This window comes from Paraburkholderia sp. BR13444 (assembly GCF_040948755.1).
GTDB lineage: Bacteria > Pseudomonadota > Gammaproteobacteria > Burkholderiales > Burkholderiaceae > Paraburkholderia > Paraburkholderia youngii.
The window spans coordinates 453018-473472 of record NZ_JBFPKM010000004.1 but is presented as its reverse complement, the minus strand read 5'-3'; the positions used below and the strand labels follow the sequence as shown (position 1 = coordinate 473472).

The 20455-nt window shown below is 64.7% G+C and carries 17 protein-coding genes and 1 pseudogene; 13 read left to right on the top strand and 5 right to left on the bottom strand.

All coding sequences use genetic code 11. The features are described 5' to 3' along the window. Positions 1-192 precede the first annotated feature (192 nt). The gene (locus AB3X95_RS14785) at positions 193-2166 is read left to right on the top strand and encodes a bifunctional diguanylate cyclase/phosphodiesterase (protein WP_176120278.1); all 1974 of its coding nucleotides are present in this window, start codon (positions 193-195) and stop codon (positions 2164-2166) included. Between the two features lie 27 nt (positions 2167-2193). Here the strand turns inward: AB3X95_RS14785 and AB3X95_RS14780 are convergent, their stop codons facing one another. Continuing rightward, positions 2194-2907: a DUF899 domain-containing protein gene (locus AB3X95_RS14780; protein WP_368621695.1), complete on the bottom strand. Its 714-nt coding sequence runs from the start codon at positions 2905-2907 to the stop codon at positions 2194-2196. Between the two features lie 288 nt (positions 2908-3195). Here AB3X95_RS14780 and AB3X95_RS14775 point away from each other — a divergent pair, with 288 nt between their 5' ends. Continuing rightward, complete coding sequence (locus AB3X95_RS14775; protein WP_368621694.1) at positions 3196-4143, top strand: LysR substrate-binding domain-containing protein; 948 nt, start codon at positions 3196-3198, stop codon at positions 4141-4143. Positions 4144-4225: 82 nt separating this feature from the next. After that, positions 4226-5506: an MFS transporter gene (locus AB3X95_RS14770; RefSeq protein ID WP_368621693.1), complete on the top strand. Its 1281-nt coding sequence runs from the start codon at positions 4226-4228 to the stop codon at positions 5504-5506. A 42-nt stretch (positions 5507-5548) separates the two neighbouring features. Here the strand turns inward: AB3X95_RS14770 and AB3X95_RS14765 are convergent, their stop codons facing one another. After that, positions 5549-6154 carry a peroxidase-related enzyme gene (locus tag AB3X95_RS14765; RefSeq protein ID WP_368621692.1) on the bottom strand — a complete coding sequence of 202 codons (606 nt, stop codon included), beginning with the start codon at positions 6152-6154 and terminating at the stop codon, positions 5549-5551. Between the two features lie 164 nt (positions 6155-6318). Between AB3X95_RS14765 and AB3X95_RS14760 the strand changes: the two genes are divergently transcribed. The 8 genes and pseudogenes from AB3X95_RS14760 to AB3X95_RS14725 all read left to right on the top strand — a co-directional run bounded on the left by AB3X95_RS14760 (position 6319) and on the right by AB3X95_RS14725 (position 13471). After that, complete coding sequence (locus AB3X95_RS14760; RefSeq protein ID WP_176365921.1) at positions 6319-6735, top strand: cupin domain-containing protein; 417 nt, start codon at positions 6319-6321, stop codon at positions 6733-6735. A 271-nt stretch (positions 6736-7006) separates the two neighbouring features. Then, complete coding sequence (locus AB3X95_RS14755; protein ID WP_176365922.1) at positions 7007-8026, top strand: rhodanese-like domain-containing protein; 1020 nt, start codon at positions 7007-7009, stop codon at positions 8024-8026. Between the two features lie 247 nt (positions 8027-8273). Next, complete coding sequence (locus AB3X95_RS14750) at positions 8274-8495, top strand: hypothetical protein (RefSeq protein ID WP_233853204.1); 222 nt, start codon at positions 8274-8276, stop codon at positions 8493-8495. A gap of 267 nt (positions 8496-8762) precedes the next feature. Then, positions 8763-8888: pseudogene (locus AB3X95_RS14745) on the top strand (gamma-glutamyl-gamma-aminobutyrate hydrolase family protein); the annotation flags it as partial. An 83-nt stretch (positions 8889-8971) separates the two neighbouring features. After that, the gene (locus AB3X95_RS14740; protein ID WP_176106475.1) at positions 8972-10306 is read left to right on the top strand and encodes a glutamine synthetase family protein; all 1335 of its coding nucleotides are present in this window, start codon (positions 8972-8974) and stop codon (positions 10304-10306) included. Between the two features lie 49 nt (positions 10307-10355). Further along, complete coding sequence (locus AB3X95_RS14735) at positions 10356-11813, top strand: aspartate aminotransferase family protein (protein WP_368621691.1); 1458 nt, start codon at positions 10356-10358, stop codon at positions 11811-11813. Positions 11814-11893: 80 nt separating this feature from the next. Continuing rightward, the gene (locus AB3X95_RS14730) at positions 11894-12628 is read left to right on the top strand and encodes an alpha/beta fold hydrolase (protein WP_368621690.1); all 735 of its coding nucleotides are present in this window, start codon (positions 11894-11896) and stop codon (positions 12626-12628) included. A gap of 111 nt (positions 12629-12739) precedes the next feature. After that, on the top strand, positions 12740-13471 hold the full coding sequence (locus AB3X95_RS14725) for a DUF2278 family protein (RefSeq protein ID WP_368621689.1): 732 nt from the start codon (positions 12740-12742) through the stop codon (positions 13469-13471). Positions 13472-13518: 47 nt separating this feature from the next. On the opposite strand, the gene AB3X95_RS14720 is transcribed toward AB3X95_RS14725, so the two are convergent. From AB3X95_RS14720 to mdlC, 3 genes are read right to left on the bottom strand one after another with little or no spacing between them, the layout of a single operon-like run. Beyond that, positions 13519-14943, bottom strand: coding sequence for an MFS transporter (locus AB3X95_RS14720; RefSeq protein WP_368621688.1), 1425 nt, complete (start codon positions 14941-14943; stop codon positions 13519-13521). A gap of 58 nt (positions 14944-15001) precedes the next feature. Further along, positions 15002-16453: an aldehyde dehydrogenase gene (locus AB3X95_RS14715; RefSeq protein WP_368621687.1), complete on the bottom strand. Its 1452-nt coding sequence runs from the start codon at positions 16451-16453 to the stop codon at positions 15002-15004. Positions 16454-16490: 37 nt separating this feature from the next. Further along, positions 16491-18134 (bottom strand): benzoylformate decarboxylase, encoded by a 1644-nt coding sequence (gene mdlC, locus AB3X95_RS14710; protein WP_368621686.1) that lies wholly within the window; start codon positions 18132-18134, stop codon positions 16491-16493. A 104-nt stretch (positions 18135-18238) separates the two neighbouring features. Here mdlC and AB3X95_RS14705 point away from each other — a divergent pair, with 104 nt between their 5' ends. Next, the gene (locus AB3X95_RS14705) at positions 18239-19156 is read left to right on the top strand and encodes a LysR family transcriptional regulator (protein ID WP_176120264.1); all 918 of its coding nucleotides are present in this window, start codon (positions 18239-18241) and stop codon (positions 19154-19156) included. A 163-nt stretch (positions 19157-19319) separates the two neighbouring features. Further along, the gene (locus tag AB3X95_RS14700) at positions 19320-20330 is read left to right on the top strand and encodes a DUF2891 domain-containing protein (RefSeq protein WP_176120263.1); all 1011 of its coding nucleotides are present in this window, start codon (positions 19320-19322) and stop codon (positions 20328-20330) included. Positions 20331-20455: the final 125 nt, after the last annotated feature.

Below are 20455 nucleotides of genomic sequence, written 5' to 3'. Positions count from 1 at the left end.
CATCGGCATCCGGCACAAACGCCTGCTTGCACTGCCGCCAGGTACTACTTACCGCACGACGATTCGTAAGCATGCCGTCGGGTTCACGGACCCTTGGCTGCGATGCTATTTACCTCCCGGAACGCTCAAGTTAATCAGCTTTGCGCCGATATAAACAGCTGCGTTTAGCACGCAAACGTTAAAAGGACGGTGATGGTTTGGCTCGCAAGACTGAAGAAGGTACTGTCGGTCGCCGATGGTGACCGTGCGCTGACGCGTGCGCGCTTGCAAGCGTTCAGCCGCCAGGTACCGCTTCTCTACTTCATCCTGCTCGTCAACACGGCGGCGGTCGCGGCGACGCATCTGGACAGCGCGCCGGCCTGGCTGTCGATATATATGCCCGGCGCGCTCGCCGCGCTGTGTGTACTTCGCTGCGTGCGCTGGTGGCGCAAACGCAACCGGCCGATGACGGACGCCCAGGTGGTCCGCGAATTGCGGGGCGTGACGTGGATCGTCGGCCTGTTCGGCGTCGCGTTCAGCGGCTGGTCGCTGCTGTTGTTCCCGTACGGCGGTGCGTATCAGCAGGCGCAGGTCGCGTTCTACATGGCGACGACGCTGGTCGGCAGCATGTTCTGCCTGATCCACCTGCGCAAGGCCGCGCTTCTGCTGCTTTGCATCGTCCTCCTGAGTTTCTCCGGGTTCCTCGTGTCCAGCGGCTCGCCGGTGTTCTTCGCGATGGCCGTCGATATGACGCTGGTCGGCGTCGCGCTCGCGGTGGTCATCCAGCTTTACTGCCGCACGTTTGCGGACGCCGTGCGAGCGCAACGCGAACTACAGGCAAGCCATCAAAACACCCAACGGCTCAGCGACGACAACTACCGGCTCGCCAACATCGACAGTCTGACCGGCCTGCCGAACCGGCGCAGCTATTTCGCGGCGCTGAGCGCAATACTCGAGCAGGCGCTCGAAACCGGCGGCGGCTTCAACGTCGGGCTCATCGATCTGGACGGCTTCAAGCAGGTCAACGACATATATGGTCACGCGAGCGGCGATCTCGTGCTGCAGGAAGTCGGCACGCGGCTCGTGTCGATCAGCGAGACAGGCCTGATGTTCGCGCGTCTGGGCGGCGATGAATTCGGCGTGCTCGTGCGTCACAAGATGTCGAACGAAGCGCTGGTTCAGTTGGGGCAGCGGATCTGCGACGCGCTCAGTCGGCCTTACCAGGTCGCCGACAATGTCGCGGAGCTGTCGGGCACGATCGGCTGGGCCGCGTTTCCCGACGCGGGCTCGACGGTCGCGCAAGTGTTCGAACGCGCCGACGCCGCCCTCTATGTCGGCAAGGAAAACCGCCGCGGCATGCCGGTGATTTTCTCGACCGAACACGAGACGCAGATGCGGCGGCTAAGCCTCGTCACCCAGGAGTTGCGCCACGCGGATCTCGAAGCGGAACTGTTCCTCGAATTCCAGCCGATCTACGATCTGCTCACCCACCGGCCGATCGGCCTCGAAGCGCTCGGGCGATGGCACAACGCGCGGCTCGGCATGGTCAGGCCCGAGGAATTCATTCGGATCGCAGAGCGTACCGAGCTGATTCTCGGCATCACCGATGTGCTGCTGCGCCAGGCGCTCGCCGAAGTCGCACACTGGCCCGCCGATCTGTATCTGTCGTTCAACCTGTCCGCGATCGATATCTCGACGTCGGCACGCGCCCGCCGCCTGATCGACATCGTCGCCGCAAGCGGTGTGTCGCCGCATCGCGTGACGTTCGAAATCACCGAAACGGCGTTGACGCGCGATTTCGAGCAGGCGCGCAGTGCGATGACAATGCTGAAGCAGGCCGGCTGCCGGATGTCGCTCGACGATTTCGGCACCGGCTATTCGAGCCTCAGCTACGTGCACCGCTTGCCATTCGACGCGATCAAGATCGATCGCAGCTTCGTCTCCGACGTCGATACCAACAGCGCATCGAAGAAGATCATCAAATCCGTGATCGACCTGTGCCGCAACCTCGGACTCGAATGCGTGGTGGAAGGACTCGAAACGCCATTGCAGGCCCAGGTCGTGAAGGCGCTCGGCGCGCGCGCGGTGCAAGGCTATCTGTTCAGCCTGCCGATGCGGGCAAGCGCGGTCGGCACGTTCCTATGGACCGCGCTCGCGCAAAGCCATGCGGCGGAGACGCATTCGTAGCGCTCGATCGCTTTGCGGCCGTGCCGCTCAGTACGCCAGCTTCGGATACCAGTCGGTGCCGCGGCCGCCGGGGGTCATGTCGAGGATCGTCCATAGCGGCATCAGATCGGGCGCGCCGCGCGGGTCCTGCCCGGGGTCCGACGTCGATGGCCCCATCTCCTCGGCCCAGAAGTGCCGCACGACACCGCCCGTGCGCGTGAATACGTTGAGCGCCGGAACGTCGTCGCCGGCAGGATCTTCGGCTGCGTAATCGCGATTGAACGTATTGCCGCCCGACGAATAGAGCCGCAGACGCCGCCAGCCGCGCTCCTGCTTGAACGCGACGAGCCTGTCGATCGGCGAGCGGCCGATCACCACGAACGCGACGCGCTGCAGGATATCGGGCATTTCGCCGTCCCACGCACTCAGCAGCGACGTGCACATCGGGCACGGCCGCGCGCGTTGCGGTCCGAACATCCAGTTGTAGGTCACCAGTGTGTCGTGCGCGCCGAACATCTGCGATAGCGTGACCGGGCCGGCTTCGCCGTCGAAGCGGTAATCCTTCGGCACGATGCCGCCCGCCGGCAGCGCGCGGCGCTGCGCGGCGACGCGCTCGATCTGGCGGCGCAGCTCGATCTCTTCGGCGAGCAACGCGTTGCGCGCGCGTCGATATTCGGCGCTCTCGCCGGGAAAGCGTTGAGGCAGGTCGGCCAGTTCGCGGGCCGGTTTTAGCGTATGCATCGATGTGTTTGCGTCGTTCATCAGCCATCTCCTTGTGAGAAGTCGTGCGAAAAACGGACGGAAGACGGGCGGCTGCCTGTGCTTTGCCGCCCTTCCTACAAGCGACGACGGATGAGACCGCGAAAAATCGACACGGCCGCCAATGATTTTTAAGCGGCAGCCTTTTTGCAGCCGCTTTTGCCCACGGTTCGGCAACACACTCGCGAGGCGCCACCGCGAGGTATGCTTGCGCCAAACAGCACGCCCATCACACCCGCCAACACCGCGCGGCACGCGCGCCACGCGACGCGGCCGCCCTGGGGAATGCACATGCCGCTTCGTCTACCACCCCTGCCAGCGCTCCGTTTTTTCGAAGCGGCCGGCAGGCATCAAAGTTTCAAGCTCGCCGCCGCCGAGCTGAACGTCACGCCGAGCGCGATCAGTCATGGCATCGTCGGGCTCGAGGAAGCGCTCGGCGTCGAGCTGTTCGTGCGCGAGCCGCGCGGCATCTCGCTGACGGCGGTTGGCGCGGATTATCTGTCGTACGTGTCCGAGGCCTTTTCGCTGATCGCGATCGGCACGCAGCGTCTGCCCAATCACCGCGCGGATCGGTCGATCACGCTCAGCTGCGCGCCGACCTTCGCGTCGCGCTGGCTGCTGCCGCGCCTCGCGGGCTTTCGCGCGCGCTGGCCGAATATCAACGTGAGCGTGGATACATCGCGTCGCCAGGTGGGTTTCCCGGTCGACGGCTTCGATTTCGCGATCCGCATGAGCCGCGCGCCGGTCGCCGGCACCGCATGGACGCGCCTGTTCGGCGAGCGTTTCGTGCCGGTGTGCAGCCCCGCTCACCTGGCGACGCTGCGCGACGAGCACGGCGTCCCGAGCCTGCGACGCGCGACGCTGATTCACGTGAACGCCGCGAGTGAAGACTGGCAGGCGTGGCTCGATGCAACCGGCACCGGCGGCATCGATATGGACGCCGGCTTGCACGTCGACACGATCCAGCTCGCCTTCGAAGCGGCCAGCATGGGCCTCGGCGTCGCGCTCGGCCGCAAGCCGCTGGTCGATGGCGATCTGGCGAGTGGCGCGCTGGTCGAGGCTTGCGCGCCCACCATCGCATCCGCCACCGCCTACTGGCTGGTCAGCGCGGAGAATGCGGACAGCGCGATCCGGCGGCCCGAGCTCGCCGATTTCAGGCGCTGGCTAGTGGACGAGGCGGCGGCTTTCGACGCGCAAACCGACGCGGCCGCGGACGGCGACCTGGCGGCGCACAGGTGAGCGGCGCTCACCTGTCGTCGAAATCTTTTCCTTTGCCGGCCACGCGGCGGGCTGCGACGATGGTGGCCAAGGAGAAGCCGCCATGTCGACCACCCGCACCGGGCAACCCACCCCCGCCGTCGCTCCGACGACGACCGTCACCACCACGATCGTAATCGTCGCCGCCGCACTGATCCTGAGCGCCGCGATGGGCATCCGCCAGACTTTCGGCCTGTTCATCGGCCCGTTCTCGTTCGACCGCGGTCTGCCGGTCACGCTGATCGCCTTCGCGATCGCGCTGCACAACCTCGTGTGGGGCTTCGCGCAGCCGTTCGCGGGCGCGGCTGCTGATCGCTATGGCTCGGCGCCGGTCGTCGCGTTCGGCGCTTCGACATTCGCGGCCGGCCTCGCGCTGTCGGCGGTCGCGCCGAGCGGCGCGCTGCTGGTGATCGGCATGGGGCTGCTGGTCGGCATCGGCGTCAGTTGCACGACCTTCGGCGTGGTGTTGCCGGCAGTCGGCCGCATGGCGTCGCCGGAGAAGCGCAGCGTCGCGATGGGCCTCGTCAGCGCCGGCGGCTCCGCCGGACAGGTGCTGATGGTGCCGCTCGTGCAAGGCATCCGGCTGCACGCGGGCGTCGCGACCTCGCTGTTCGTGCTCGCGTTCGTGATGCTGCTGATCGCGCCGCTCGGCATCGTGCTCGACCGTCGCGCGCGGATGCATGCGGCGGGCGAGGCCCGGTTCGACGATGCGCCCGCGACTCCGCTGCGCGAAGTACTGTCACAAGCGACGCGCCATCGCGGCTACCGCCTGCTGACGCTCGGCTTCTTCACCTGCGGCTTCCAGCTCGCGTTCATCGCGACGCATCTGCCCGCGTATCTGACGCTCTGTCATATGCCGATCGGGCTGGGCGCCACCGCGCTTGCGCTGATCGGCCTGTTCAATATGGCGGGCAGTTGGGCGTGCGGCTGGCTCGGCGGCCGGTTCCGCCAGCATCATGTGCTCGGCTGGCTTTATCTGATTCGCAGCGCGACGATCGCCACGTTCTTCGCGCTGCCGAAAAGCGCGGTGTCCGTGGTGATTTTCGCGGCCGTGATGGGCCTGACGTGGCTCGGTACCGTACCGCTGACGAGCGGGCTGGTCGCCAAGGTGTTCGGCACGCGTCACCTCGGCAGCCTGTTCGGCGTGTGCTTTCTGAGCCATCAGATCGGCTCGTTTCTCGGCGCGTGGCTCGGTGGCCTCGTGTTCGATCTGACGGGCTCGTACTCGCTGATCTGGGTAGCGACGGTCGCGGCGGGATTGCTCGCGGCGCTGCTGCATTTCCCGATCGACGACACGGCGGTGACGACGCCCGCGCGGCATGCGCCGCGTCCCGCGCAGGCGTGATGCGCAATGCCGGTAGAGACGCTGAAGCAATGCCAGTCGCGGCTATTTCTTCGGCGCCTCCGCGGCGGCTTTCGGCACGCGCCCCATCAGATAGAACTCGTCGTTCGGACGCATCGAGATCACGTTCGCCATCCGGTTCGATAGGCCGAAAAACGCGGTGATTGCCGCGATATCCCAGATGTCTTCATCGGTGAAGCCGTGACCGCGCAGCGTCTGGAAGTCTTCTTCGTCGACCGTGCCGGACGCGCGGCACACCTTCAGCGCGAAATCGAGCATCGCCTTCTGCCGCTCGGTGATGTCGGCCTTGCGATGATTGACCGCAAGCTGATCGGCGAGCAGCGGCGCTTTCTCGTAGATGCGCAGAATCGCGCCGTGCGCGACCACGCAGTAAAGACAATCGTTGACCGCGCTCGTCGCGACCACGATCATCTCGCGCTCGCCCTTGGTGAGACCGCCCTCTTTCAGCATCAACGCATCGTGATAAGCGAAGAACGCGCGAAATTCATCGGGCCGATGCGCGAGCGTCAGAAACACGTTCGGCACGAAACCGGCTTTGTCCTGCACTTCGAGAATGCGGGCGCTGATGTCTTCGGGCCACTCGCTCGGCTCGGGGACCGGGTAGCGGCTGATGGGCTGAAGCGTGGCCATGCGCTGTCTCCGTGATCTTGGTCGGGGGTATGCCGATCATTGTAGCAACGCGTTTTCGCGGTCGCGCGCGCTTCACAAGGTCCGATATTGCCGCCCGTATCGTCTAGACTTTCAGTTCGGCATGCATGAAGCCGCCCGGCACGGCGGCGACGAAAGGAGCGACCATGTCAAACGTGACGCACGACGCGCGGGCCCCTGTGATCAAGGTGCGCCCGGAACGGGAAATGGCGACGATGCAGCGGTTGCCCTATTTCGTCGGCATTTCGGCGGGCACCGCGGGTGCCACCGGACTGTCGATGTATATGGTCGTGGTCCCGCCCGGCGGCCATGCGCAGCCGCACTATCACGCCGACTACGAAACCGCGATCTATATGCTCGAAGGCAAGATCGAGACGCGCTATGGCCCGGGCCTGCGCGAGTCGGTCATCACCGAGCCGGGCGACTTCCTGTTCATTCCGCCCGGCGTGCCGCATCAGCCGTTCAATCTCGATGCGAATGCCGCGGCGCGCGCGATCGTCGCGCGCAATCACGCGGACGAGCATGAGCGCGTGGTGCCCTATGATCCCTCCGAGGATGCGTAAGGCGACAGGCCGCTTTTTGGACCGCCTCGCCTGAAGCGAGGCAAATCCCGCTGCTCAGTCCGCGTTGATCCACTTGCCGCGCGGCGCATGCACGCAGCATGGCGCGGTGCGCCATGCGCATTCGTCGCTCGCGCGCCACTTTGTCGGCGCACTTTCATAACGCCGACTCGCCACCTGTGCTTAAATCCGTCTTTCGCGTCGCCAGAGGCCCGTATCGGCCTCGGCGCAGACGATTCTTTTCCCTTTCTTTGCCTTAATCAGGAGCGCGGTTGTGTGGCATTTCCCGGTCGCTATTCCACCGTCTGCGGGCGTGTGGGCCGTCTTCATGAGCGTGCTCGTCACGCAGCTCGGCATGCCGATTCCAGCCGCGCCGATGCTGATTCTCGCGGGAACGATGGCCGCGGTGGGCGAAGCCTCGTACATCAACATGATCTGCGCGGCGGTCGGTGCGACGCTGATCGCCGACTCGCTGTGGTTTTTCACCGCACGCGCGTATGGCCGCCGTCTGCTCAATTACCTCGTGCGCTTCTCGCTGTCGCTGGACACCACGGTGCGCGTCGCGCGCAATACCTATGAGCGCTATGGCGCGCCGATTCTGACGGTCGCGAAGTTCCTGCCCGGTCTCGGCCTGATTTCCGCGCCGCTGCTCGGCACGACCGCGATCGGCGTCGGCGTGTTCTTGTTGTGGGACATGGTCGGTGCGACGCTGTGGGCGAGCGTCTGGATCATCGGCGGCGCCGCCTTGCACGATGAGATCGTCCAATTGATGCTGTTCGTGCGGCACAACGGCGGCACGATCTTCGATACGTTCGCGGTGATCTTCGCGGCGGTTCTGCTGTATCGCTGGCTGCGCCGTTTGCAGTTTCGCCGCTGGCTCGCGCATGCACGCATTTCGCCCGATCAGCTCGACGCGATGATGAAGTCGAACGAACCGCCGCTGATTCTCGACGCGCGCCCGCACACCGTGCGCGAAAAGGAATCGCATCGCATTGCAGGCGCACGGCCGCTCGATCTGGAATCGCCCGATCCGATTCATCCGGAGTATCTGAAGCGGCCGATCGTCGTCTATTGCGTGTGTCCGAACGAAGCGACCGCGAAGCGCATCGTCAGGCAATTGCATCGCAAGAACATTCATCATGTGCGCGCCCTTAAGGGCGGACTCGACGCATGGGAAAAGCGAGGCTATCCAGTCGAACCACTCCCACCCGACTTCAATACGGCGATGGCGCACATGCTCGAAGACAAGGGCAATGAAGGCGAATACACAGTGCGCGCCCGTCTCGCGGAGTGAACGAATTGCAGACCAGGCACACGGCATCACGCTTGATGCCGTTCTGCCAAAAAACAAAAATAAATTGACGGGATTTTTAGCTCGTATATCCTAGCTATTGGGAGATTGCTTGAGCGGCGCTGCGAATTAAGCCTTTACCGTTTAGTACCGTTTCTTCTCGATCGACCCGCGTCCTGTTTCTTCAATATCCGCTGTGGATTCGAAACAGAGCGTTCAATACCCTCAACTACGCCAGTCGAGTGTCATCGTGAGAGTCCGAGGCCCTTTGGTGAATTGGAATCGCAGTCAGGCGCGTTGTATTTGCGCTGACGGCGCCAGCGCCGACGGCAGCAACGGCAGCCTTGCGTTTCGCCGCTTTCTGTCCGTCATCACAGTCCTGTCGCGTCGCTCCGTTCGACGCCGCAACGTTCTCTCCGCACGCGCGTTCATCGCGGTGCGCACAGACGAAGTCGCCTCGCTGCTGCCGTAGCGCCTCTCTTTTCTAGTCTATTTTCGCTGCTCGATTCGTCCGTTCGCACGCGTTTCGCGAGCTGTCTGCTTGCGTCCGCGCGGCGCTGACTGATTGCCGCGCATTACGACGGATTCAATCGAACCGCTTCTAATCTGATTAGCGCTGCGCGTTATTGCGCGGATTCGCTTTGGCTTCGCCTCGCCTTCGCGTTTTCCCATTTCGTCGCGCGCGCTATTTAACGCCTTTCACGTGGTGTGCGGCGTGGGATCGAAACGCCTATTCATTATGCGAAACCAACCAATAGTAGGCATCACCGCCGATAGAACGATGCTCGGCGCTCATCCATCGCACGTGGCCGGTGAAAAGTACATCGCCGCGATCGTCGAGGGCGACCGCGATATTTCGCGCCTTCGGCGACGCGTGCCGCCAGCGCATGAATACACGCAACCCTGCACGCATGTCCTAGGTCGCGGATCAAAACAGAGAGAACAATCATGTATGACATCGACGATTTTCTGAAAAAGCATCACGTCACCGAAATCGAAGCGATTATTCCGGACATGGCCGGCATCGCGCGCGGCAAGATCATTCCGCGCAGCAAGTTCGAATCGGGCGAATCGATGCGTCTGCCGCAGGCGGTGATGATTCAGACCGTGACCGGCGATTATCCCCAAAGCGATTCGCTGACCGGCGTCACCGACCCCGACATGGTGTGCGTACCCGACGCGAGCACGATCCGGATGATTCCGTGGGCAGTCGACCCGACCGCCCAAGTGATTCACGACTGCGTTCATTTCGACGGCACGCCGGTCGAAATCTCGCCGCGCTGCGTGTTGCGCCGCGTGCTCGATCTATACAAGGCGCGCGGCTGGAAACCGGTGATCGCGCCGGAACTCGAGTTCTATTTGGTCGATATGAACCGCGATCCCGACCTGCCGCTGCAACCGCCGGTTGGACGTACGGGTCGCGCGGAAACCGGACGCCAGGCGTATTCGATCGAAGCGGTCAATGAATTCGATCCGCTGTTCGAAGACATCTACGAGTACTGCGACGTGCAGGAACTCGAAGTCGACACACTGATACATGAGGTCGGCGCCGCGCAGATGGAAATCAACTTCATGCATGGCGATCCGCTCAAACTCGCGGACAGCGTGTTTCTATTCAAGCGCACCGTGCGCGAAGCGGCGTTGCGCCACAAGATGTACGCGACCTTCATGGCGAAGCCGATGGAAGGCGAGCCGGGCTCGGCGATGCACATGCATCAGAGCCTCGTCGATATGGAAACCGGCCGCAACCTGTTTACCGCCGCGGATGGCGAACCGACATCGCTTTTCACCGGCTATATCGCCGGCTTGCAAAAGTACACGCCGGCGCTGATGCCGATCTTCGCGCCGTACATCAACTCGTATCGGCGCCTGTCGCGTTTCATGGCTGCGCCGATCAACGTCGCGTGGGGTTACGACAATCGCACGGTGGGCTTTCGCATTCCGCATTCGACGCCGGTCGCGCGCCGCATCGAGAACCGCATTCCGGGTGTCGATTGCAATCCATATCTGGCGATTGCCGCGACCTTGGCCGCCGGCTATCTCGGCATCACGCAGCGGCTCGCCCCAACCGAACCGCTGGCGAGCGACGGCTATGCATTGCCCTACCAATTACCGCGCAATCTCGAAGAAGGCCTGACGTTGATGAGTGCGTGCGAGCCAATCGCCGACGTACTCGGCGAGCAGTTCGTCCGCGCGTATCTCGCGCTGAAAGAGACCGAATACGAAGCGTTTTTCCGCGTGATCAGTTCGTGGGAGCGCCGGCATTTGCTGCTGCACGTGTGAATGCCGCGGGTCAACCGGTCAATGAGAACTTTGAAAAGACGGAGGCAGTATGAGCTATAAGACTGACGATTTGATGTATGCGGAGAAGGAGACGCCCGAGCTTGGCGGAACGATAGACGCGCCGACCTCGCAAGCCCCGTCGCGCAGCACCGCCGAATACCGCGCGCTCGATGCCGCGCATCACATTCACCCGTTCTCGGATATGGGCTCGCTCAATCGCGCGGGTTCGCGCGTGATCGTCAAGGCGCAAGGCGTGTACCTGTGGGACTCGGACGGCAACAAGATCATCGACGGCATGGCTGGACTGTGGTGTGTGAACGTCGGCTACGGACGCCATGAACTCGCCGACGCCGCCTTCCGGCAGATGCAAGAACTGCCGTACTACAACACCTTCTTCAAGACGACTCATCCGCCGGTGATCGAACTGTCGGCCCTACTCGCCGAGCTGACGCCCGCGCCGTTCAATCACTTCTTCTACTGCAACAGCGGCTCGGAAGGCAACGACACCGTGCTGCGCATCGTTCACCAATACTGGGCGACGCAACGCCAGAGCGCGAAGAAGTTCGTCATCGCGCGCAAGAACGCTTATCACGGGTCGACGATCGCGGGCGGCACGCTCGGCGGCATGGCTTATATGCATGAACAGATGCCGTCGAAAGTCGAGAACATCGTGCATATCGATCAACCTTATTTCTTCGGCGAAGCGGCGAGCGGTCAGACGCCGGAAGAATTCGCGCTGGCTCGCGCGCGGCAGCTCGAAGCGAAGATTCTCGAACTCGGTGCGGACCATGTCGCCGCGTTTATCGGTGAGCCTTTCCACGGAGCCGGCGGCGTGATCTTTCCGGCCGACACTTACTGGCCGGAAATCGAGCGAATTTGCCGCAAGTACGACGTGCTGCTCGTCGCGGACGAAGTGATCGGCGGCTTCGGCCGAACCGGCGAATGGTTCGCGCATCAGCACTTCGGCTTCGAGCCGGACCTGATCACGCTCGCGAAGGGACTCACCAGCGGTTACGTGCCGATGGGAGCGGTCGGCCTGCATGATCGCGTCGCCCGCGCACTGATCGACAATGGCGACTTCAATCATGGCCTCACCTACTCCGGGCATCCGGTCGCGGCGGCCGTCGCGCTTGCCAATCTGAAACTGCTGCGCGACGAGAAGATCGTCGAGCGTGTCAAAGCGGATACCGGTCCGTACTTTCAGAAGAGACTGCGTGAGACGTTCGCCGCTCATCCTGTCGTTGGCGAGATCAGCGGCGCGGGCCTCGTGGCGGGTGTGCAACTCGCCGAGGAGCCGCTCGCGCGCAAGCGCTTTGCGAACGGCGGCGATGTCGGCGCGCTGTGCCGCGACTTCTGCTTCAACGGCAATCTGATCATGCGCGCGAGCGGCGACCGGATGTTGCTGTCGCCGCCGCTCGTGATCAGCCGGCCGGAAATCGACGAAATCGTCGCGAAGGCAAAAGCGGCGATCGATGCGACCGCGCGGCAGATGGGCATGCTATGGTAAGGCGGATGAATGACCATTCGACGATGACGTCGTACAGAGTGTCATTTCTTTTATCCGTTCAACGCATCACAGGACCCCCCATGACCCACCAAATCGTTTTGCTCCCTGGACTGCTCTGCGACGGCGCAGTGTGGGCCGATCAGCGCGGCGCGCTTGGCGCGATCGGCGACTGCTTCGTGCCCGACTACGGCATGCGCGACTCGCTCGGCGCGATGGCCGAACTCGTGCTCGAGTCGGTTTCGGGAGACCGCCTGCTAGTTGCGGGTCATTCGATGGGGGGACGGGTCGCGCTCGAAGTGTTCCGGCGCGCACCGCAACGCATCGCCGGGCTCGCGTTGCTCGACACCGGTTGCACGCCGCGTGCCGCCGGCGAGGCCGGCGAAAGCGAGCGCGCGCAGCGGCTGCGACTACTCGAACTCGCGCGCGCGAAAGGCATGCGCGCGATGGGCAACGAGTGGGCGCCCGGCATGGTCAACGCCGATCGCCACGATTCCGCCGTCTACGAGGCGGTGCTCGACATGATCGAGCGAAGCACGCCAGATAAATTCGCGGCGCAGATCCGCGCATTGCTGGATCGCCCCGATGCGACGGCGCTGCTTCGCGACATCGCGTGCCCGACGATGATCGTGTGCGGACGCGATGACAAATGGAGTCCGTTGGCGCGTCACGAGGAGATGCACGCGCAGATTCGCGGCTCGAAGCTTCGCGTGATCGAACGAAGCGGTCATATGTGCACGATGGAGCGGCCCGCCGATGTGACCGACGTGCTGGTCGAATGGGCCCGGTGTGCGGCCGGGTACGAAACGGCTCTTTGATCTGTTCGACGTTCGCCGCGCCGTCCGCACGACCTTGTTTATCGACGCGTCGCATCATATGCTGGGTGCGAGTCGCTCTCCGTTCATCAACTTCGACAGGGTCATTCAGTCATGAACGAATACTGCATGTTCAAGGGAAAACTGCTGCGCGCGGCGCCTTTCAAAGATTCGTATGTGGGCAGTCCGCACTATGTGATTACGGTTACTGGCAACGACAACACGCCATTCAATATCGTCGTCAATTCGGCATCGACGCAACCGGGCGCAAGCGGTAACGACGACGTGTACTTCTATGCCGATCTGAACTTCGCCGATCCGCTCACCACGAAACTGCAGGCCCTGAACGTCGGCCTCTACACCAGCGGCTTTCCGCGGCTCGACTACTTCCAGGACAGCAGCCTGCTCGACATTCACCGCATGCGGCCGGTCCCCTACGAGGATAAAAACGGCAATCGCGCCGACGTCAACGACATCATCGACGAAATCCTGACCATCGACGAAAGCAAGCCGTCGCAAAGCCTGCCCTACGACAACGGCAGCGGCCAGTTGCATAACCGCGATTTCTGGACACCGACGACCGCAGGCATCGTCGTCTACGGGTTCGGCTTTCTGTTTCTGCCGAAGAAGGACGGTCTTCACGAAACCCACATGAATCAGGGCAATCCGCGCGGTCCGCACTACAACGAAAACGGCGCGTTCCAGGACGGCGCGGTGATCGTGCAGCGCGCCGATGGGTTTGCCGCGATGTTTACCGCGTTTCAGACGCAATATTTGCCGACCGATGCAGCCGGCGATCCGGCCGCAAATGCGGTGGCATTGCCCGTTTATATTCAACGAGGTTGATAGCGTCGCTACGTGAGCCGGGGCATCGCGACGGCCTTTCGCATCGCTCAGCGCACGGTCGCGGCGCCTCGCCGCGGAATATGCCGCCGCACCACCGCCAGCGCGATCAGCACGATGACCATCGCGATACCGAGCATCAGCAGATAGCCCGATGCGCCGCCGGCCGTGATCACCGCGGCGCCCGCGAACGCGCTCAGAATCGCGCCGACGCGGCCGACCGCGAGTGCCGACGCGGTGCCAGTGGCCCGCACGCCGGTCGGATAGACGTAGGCGCACAGCGCGTACATCGTCGATTGCACCGCATTGACGAACAGCCCATGCAAGCCGAGGCCGACGATCATCAACGCCGTATGCTGTGTCGCGCTGACGCCGAGCAGCATCCATGCGCTCGCGACGCCGCCCGCGCAGCACAGCAGCAGCGGCCAGCGCGAGCCGTAGCGCCCGATCGCCAGCGCCCACAGCACCGCGCCGATTACGCCGCCAAGGTTGTACGCGCTCAGGCCATAGCCCGCGAGCGACACGCTCAAACCCTCGCTCGTCAGCATCGACGGCAGCCAGCTGAATGCCGCGTACACCGCGAGCAGGCACATGAAGAACGCGCCCCAGATCGCGACGGTATCGCGCGACCGGCCATCGCGAAACAGCGCGGTGAAGCCCACGTGTTTCTCGGCGCTTTGTTCGCGCACGTCGGTAAAGCTCGCATCGGCCGACACGTCGCGGGCCATGCGCCGCAGCAGCTTCGCGAGTTCTGGCCAGCGATGCGGACGGCGCGCCATAAAGCGCGGCGATTCCGGCAGCGCGGCGACGAGGACGATGCCGAGCACGAGCGGCAGCACCCCACCCGCGACGAACAGACCGCGCCAGCCATAAATCGGCAACACCTGCCCGGCGAACAGTCCCGCGACCATGCCACCGAGAGGCACGCACAGAATGGTCGCCGTCACCGCGAAGGTACGAAAACGCGCGGGCGTGAACTCGGCGGTCAGCGTCGTAGACGTCGGCAGCGCGCCGCCGATGCCGAGCCCCGCGATAAAACGCAGCGCCGCGATGGCCGCGACGTTCGGCGCCAGACTGATCGCGCAGGTCGCGAGACCGAACACGAATACGCTGCCGATCACGGCCCAGCGGCGGCCGAAGCGATCGGCGAACAGCCCCGCGAACGCACTGCCGATGCCCATGCCGATGAGCCCCGACGCGACCACCGGCGCAAACGCATTGCGCGTGATGCCCCACTCCTTGATCAGCATCGGAATCGCAAAGCCGATTAGCTGGCTGTCGAAACCATCGACGACGATCGACAGCGCCGCGAGCACCACCGCGATTTTCTGCAGCAACGTATAGGGGCCGTCGTCGAGCGCATGACCGATGTCGACCGTGTTGCCGCCGCGCGCAATGCCGGCGAGCGCCGCGTCGTCGCGCGCGGTCGAGGTCGAGGGCGAGGGCGCGGCCGAAGCGGGAGGAACGTAGTTCATCGACATGTCTCCGTTGTTTGCGCTGCGCGCGCGTTGTTCGATTTTTTGGTGTCGGCAATTAGAACGGATAGTGACGCGGCGTGGTTTGCACCGTGACCCAGCGCAGATCGGTGAATTCCGCGATCCCCGCCTTTCCGCCGAAGCGGCCGAAGCCACTCGCCTTCACGCCGCCGAACGGCATCTGCGCTTCGTCGTGCACGGTCGGACCGTTCACGTGACAAATGCCCGACTCGATGCGCTTCGCGACGTTCAGCGCACGCGCCGTGTCGCGGCCGAATACCGCCGCCGACAGGCCGTATTCGTTGTCGTTCGCGCACGCTATCGCGGCTTCTTCGCCGCGCACGCGCACGATCGGCTTGGCCGGTCCGAACGATTCGTCGTGATAGATGCGCATGTCCGGCGTCACGCGATCGAGCAGCGTCGCGGGCATCAATGTGGTTTCGCTCTTGCCGCCGCACACGAGCGTCGCGCCTTTGGCGAGCGCGTCGTCGATCAGCGCGTTGCAGCGCTCGACGGTGCTCATATCGACCACCGAGCCGAGCACGACCGGCCCATTGCGCGGGTCGCCGAGCGGCAACGCGCGCGCACGCGCGGCGAGCCGCTCGACGAACGCATCGGCGATGCTGTCGTCGACGATGATCCGCTCGGTCGACATGCAGATTTGCCCGGAATTGGCGAACGCGCCGAACACGGCCGCATCGACGGCGGCGCCGATATCGGCGTCGTCGAGCACGACGAGCGGCGCTTTGCCGCCGAGTTCGAGCACCGAGGGCTTCAGATTGCGCGCGCAGGTTTCGGCGATAAGACGCCCCACGCGCGTCGAGCCCGTGAAGTTGACGCGCCGCACGGCCGGGTGTTCGATCATCGAGTCGACGATGCGTGCGGCGTCGGCCGGCGCATTGGTCACGAAGTTCACCGTGCCGCGCGGCAGACCCGCCTGCTGCATCGCCTCGATGATCAGACCATGTGTCGCCGGGCAGATCTCCGAGCCCTTCAGCACGACCGTGTTGCCGCATGCGAGCGGCAACGCGATCGCGCGCACCGCGAGAATCACCGGCGCGTTCCACGGCGCGATGCCGAGCACGACGCCCGCGGGCTGGCGCACGCCCATCGCGAGACTGCCGGGCACGTCGGACGGAATCAGTTCGCCGGCGATCTGCGTGGTCAGCGCGGCCGCTTCGATCAGCCCGGCCGCCGCGAGATGGACGTTGAAGCCGGCCCAGATGCCCGACGCGCCGGTCTCGGCGGCCATTGCGGCGGCGAACGCGTCGGCCTTCGCTTCGAGGGCGTGCGCGGCCTTCGTCAGCAACGCGCGGCGCTCGCTCGGTCCGAGCGCGGACCACACCGGAAAGGCGGCCGCGGCGGCATCGACGGCGGCGACGGCATCTTCAACGGTCGCGGCCGGCGCGCGCGACGCGACTTCGCCGTCGAGCGGATTGCGGCGCTCGAAGGTCGCGCCGTTGCGCGCCTGTGCCTGTTCGCCGCCGATCAGCATCGATACGTTTTTCATCGTAGGACTCTCTTCTTTTCGTGAATGGGAAGCACCGTTACGCGACGATCGCTTCGACGAGCGTGGGACCGCTTTTGCCGTCAGCGTCGCTCAGCGCGCGACGCAACACGCCGGCAAGCTCAGCGGCCTCGCTGACGCGCACGCCAGGGCAACCCATGCCCGCCGCGATCGTCACGAAGTCGAGCCCCGGCAAATCCGTGCCCTGCACGGTCTCGTTCGGCGCGAAACCGAACACCGGCGCGAATTCCTGCAACGCCGCGTAGCGCGTGTTGTTCAGAATCACGAACGTGATCGGCAGCTGCATCTGCACCGCGCTCCAGATCGCCTGGATCGAGTACATGCTCGAACCGTCGCCGATCAGCGCGATCACGCGCTCGCCGGGCCGCGCGAGCGCGACGCCGACCGCCGCCGGCATGCCGTAGCCGAGGCCTCCGCTGTCCATCGTCATGAAAGTGCCGGGGCGCGCGATCGGCAGATAGGTCTGCATGACGGGCCGCGAGCTCGGCGCTTCCTCGACGACGATGCCATCGGGATCGCGCACTTCGGCGAGTGTCTGCAGCGCGAATGCGACCGACATCCGCTCGCCTTGCGCCGGCGGCAGCGCGCGCGGCGCCACGGCGCGCGGCGCGGGCAACTCGCGCGCTTTGGGCGCGGCGCGCGCAAGCAGGTCCTGCACACCGAGCCGCAGATTGCCGACCGCGGCGATGCCTTGCGGCGTCCATGCCGCGACGCCCGGATCGTCGGTCAACTGACACAGCCGCGCGCCCGGCGGCACATGCGGGCCGCTGCCTTCGACGTGATACGTGAACGCGGGCGCGCCGAGCACGAAGATCGCGTCGTGCGCGCCGAGCAGTTCGACGATGCGCTCGCGCATCGCCGGCAAAAAGCCCGCGAACAGCCGATGCGTTTCGGGGAAGCTGCAACGCCCGGTCATCGGCGCGACGTAGACGCGCGCCGCATGCCGCTCCGCGAGCCGTACCACGTCTGTCGCTGCATTCGCACGATCGACCGCGCCGCCCACCACGAATGCGGGCCGTTCGCACGCGTCTAGCACCGCGCCGATGCGCTCCAGCATCGCCGGATCGGGACGCATGATGTGCGCGACCTCGCGATCGGCCACCCGTTCGGCCGGCTGATCCCAGTCGTCGGCGGGGATCGACACGAACACCGGGCCGCGCGGCTCCTGCATCGCGATCGCGTACGCACGCGCGATCGCGAGCGGCACGTCCTGCGCGCGGGCCGGCTCGATGCTCCATTTCACGTAGGGCTTTGGCAATTCGGTCGCCTGGATCGCGGCAAGGAACGGGTCGAACGGCAGGATCGAGCGGGCCTGCTGACCCGCGGTGACGACGAGCGGCGTGCGGTTGCGAAACGCGGTGAAGATATTGCCCATCGCGTTGCCGACGCCCGCCGCCGAATGCAGGTTCACGAGCGCCGCGTTGCCGGTCGCCTGCGCGTAGCCGTCGGCCATGCCGACCACGACCGCTTCCTGAAGACCGAGCACGTAGCGGAAATCCGCGGGGAAATCGCGGAACATCGGCAGTTCGGTCGAGCCGGGGTTCGCGAAGATCGACGTCATGCCGACGCGGCGCGCAAAGTCGATGACCGCGTCGCGAACGGTCCATTGGGTGCCCTGCTCTTTCGTGTGTGCTGGCTTGTGCTGCGGCGCGCTGCCTGTCATGCGAGGCCTCCTGTGTGATGAGCGCGAAAAATCGACAGGCCATTATCACGGCCGCCGGGGTAACCGAAAATTGCCTAATTCGCTAAAAGGCATTACCTTTTGGCATGACTTACAACCTTCAACAACTGCAGGCATTCGCGGTGATCGTCGAGAGCGGCAGCCTCGGACGCGCCGCCGAAGCGCTGCACATCACTCAGCCGGCGCTTAGTCGGACCATCCGCCGTCTCGAGGAACAGGTCGGCGCGCCGCTGTTCGAGCGGCACTCGCGCGGCATGCATCTGACCGCGGTCGGCGAAGCACTGCTGCCGCACGCGATCCTGTTGCAACGCGAAGCCGAACAGGCGCGCGAGGAAATCGACGCGATGCGCGGCCTCGCACGCGGCACGATCCGCGTCGGCGCGGTGGGCAGCATCGCGAGCCTGCTGTTGCCGCTCGCGGTCAGCGGCGTGTTGACGAAGTGGCCGAACCTGCGCGTGGAGATCATCGAGGGGGTGTGGGACCGGCTCGCGGATGCACTCGTCAAACGTCAGATCGATCTCGCGCTCAGCATGGCCGTGCCCGATACCGACGAGATCACCGCGATCGCCGATTGCCGCTGGGAAGATGCGAGCTACGTGGTCGCCGCGCTCGATCATCCGCTGCGGGGTAAGCCCGACCTCAAGCTCGCCGACACGCTGGGCGAGCGCTGGGCTATTCCGCCGCGCGGCACCGGGCCGTTCGAGCACATGCAGAGCGTGTTTGCGGAGCGCGGGCTGGGACTACCGAACGTCGTCGTCGAAACGCGCTCGGTCACGGCGCTGAAGAGTCTGGTTGCGCGTTCGGGCTTTCTGAGCTGGATGGCGTCGACCATGTACGTGACCGAGAGCAAGGCCGGCGTGTTCGATACGCTCGGCGTGCCGGGCGTGGTCGGGCGGCGCACGTTGACCGCGTTCCGGCGGCGCCAGGGCATCCTGCCGAGTCCGGCGGTCAAGCTGCTGGAGCAGTTGCGGCAGTTGACGTCGGAAGGAATCAACGCGGGCTGAGCGCTTCCGGCACGCGCCGCCGATCGTGCATCAGTTCAACGGCAACCCGGCGATTCTCGGCGCGATCGGCGCGATCAAGCCGAATGGCCGACCGCTTTACTATTGCCGATCGTCAACACCATACTGTCGTACCTGTTCGTATTGCGCTTCTGAGGAGCCGCCGATGACCACCCAGCTCACCCGCGAATTCGCGTCGAAATTCGCCAATGTCGCGCTCGCTCACCTCACGCGCGAATACCCGAACAAGCTCACGCACTCGCTCGCAGGGCCGCAGGACGTGCAGGGTCCGCGCGCCCTGCATCCGATCTTCTACGGCAGCTACGACTGGCATTCGTGTGTGCACGGCTACTGGTTGATCCTGCATCTGCTCGAACGCTTCCCCGATCTGCCCGAGGCCGCGCGCATCGTCGCGGTGGTCGACGATCATTTCACCGAGGCGAACGTCGCCGGCGAACTCGCGTATCTGGGCCTGCCGCACAACCGCGGCTTCGAGCGGCCGTATGGCTGGGCATGGCTGCTCGCGCTCAGCACGCAGTTGCAGTCGATGAAAATCTCCGAAGCCGCGCGCTGGTCGAAGACGTTCGTGCCGCTCACCGAGACGTTCGTCGAACGTTTCGAGGAGTTCCTGCCGAAAGCGACCTATCCGCTGCGCGTCGGCACGCACTTCAACATGGCGTTCGCACTCGCACTGACACTCGATTTCGCACGGCACACCTCGCGCGAATCGCTCGAGGCGCTGATCGTCAGCACCGCGGAGCGCTGGTATCTGGATGACGTCGCTTGTCAGGCGTGGGAGCCGGCCGGCGACGAGTTCCTGTCGCCGTCGCTAATGGAAGCGGAGTTGATGCGGCGCGTGTTGCCGTCCGCGCAGTTCGCCGACTGGTTCGGACGATTCCTGCCGGACCTCGGCGCGAAAAAGCCGGCGACGCTGTTAGAACCCGTCACCGTCACCGATCGCAGCGACGGCAAGATTGCGCATCTGGACGGCCTCAATCTGAGCCGCGCGTGGTGCCAGCGTGCGCTCGCGCGTGCGCTGCCCGCCGGCGACGTGCGGCGCACCCTGTTGTTCGATGCGGCCGAGCGTCATCTGCGCTGCGCGCTGCCGCATGTGGCGGGCGACTACATGGGCGAGCACTGGCTCGCCACGTTCGCGACACTCGCGCTCGAAGCCTGAGCGACCGGAACTGAACTGAACCGGCTTTAAAGAAATAAAGCCGTGCTGCTTGGGGCGCTTCAATGCGAAGCGCCCTTTTCTTTGCCCGCTCAAAGTCGTTGCCCGCGGCGGTAAAATCGCGCAAG

Bases quoted from the DNA above. Each gene is read 5' to 3' on its own strand.
- AB3X95_RS14725 (WP_368621689.1), top strand. From the start codon at position 12,740: ATGAACGAATACTGCATGTTCAAGGGAAAACTGCTGCGCGCGGCGCCT.
- AB3X95_RS14770 (WP_368621693.1), top strand. From the start codon at position 4,226: ATGTCGACCACCCGCACCGGGCAACCCACCCCCGCCGTCGCTCCGACG.
- AB3X95_RS14705 (WP_176120264.1), top strand. From the start codon at position 18,239: ATGACTTACAACCTTCAACAACTGCAGGCATTCGCGGTGATCGTCGAG.
- AB3X95_RS14735 (WP_368621691.1), top strand. From the start codon at position 10,356: ATGAGCTATAAGACTGACGATTTGATGTATGCGGAGAAGGAGACGCCC.
- AB3X95_RS14715 (WP_368621687.1), bottom strand. From the start codon at position 16,453: ATGAAAAACGTATCGATGCTGATCGGCGGCGAACAGGCACAGGCGCGC.
- AB3X95_RS14700 (WP_176120263.1), top strand. From the start codon at position 19,320: ATGACCACCCAGCTCACCCGCGAATTCGCGTCGAAATTCGCCAATGTC.
- AB3X95_RS14730 (WP_368621690.1), top strand. From the start codon at position 11,894: ATGACCCACCAAATCGTTTTGCTCCCTGGACTGCTCTGCGACGGCGCA.
- mdlC (WP_368621686.1), bottom strand. From the start codon at position 18,134: ATGACAGGCAGCGCGCCGCAGCACAAGCCAGCACACACGAAAGAGCAG.
- AB3X95_RS14740 (WP_176106475.1), top strand. From the start codon at position 8,972: ATGTATGACATCGACGATTTTCTGAAAAAGCATCACGTCACCGAAATC.
- AB3X95_RS14720 (WP_368621688.1), bottom strand. From the start codon at position 14,943: ATGAACTACGTTCCTCCCGCTTCGGCCGCGCCCTCGCCCTCGACCTCG.
- AB3X95_RS14765 (WP_368621692.1), bottom strand. From the start codon at position 6,154: ATGGCCACGCTTCAGCCCATCAGCCGCTACCCGGTCCCCGAGCCGAGC.
- AB3X95_RS14775 (WP_368621694.1), top strand. From the start codon at position 3,196: ATGCCGCTTCGTCTACCACCCCTGCCAGCGCTCCGTTTTTTCGAAGCG.
- AB3X95_RS14760 (WP_176365921.1), top strand. From the start codon at position 6,319: ATGTCAAACGTGACGCACGACGCGCGGGCCCCTGTGATCAAGGTGCGC.
- AB3X95_RS14785 (WP_176120278.1), top strand. From the start codon at position 193: ATGGTTTGGCTCGCAAGACTGAAGAAGGTACTGTCGGTCGCCGATGGT.
- AB3X95_RS14780 (WP_368621695.1), bottom strand. From the start codon at position 2,907: ATGAACGACGCAAACACATCGATGCATACGCTAAAACCGGCCCGCGAA.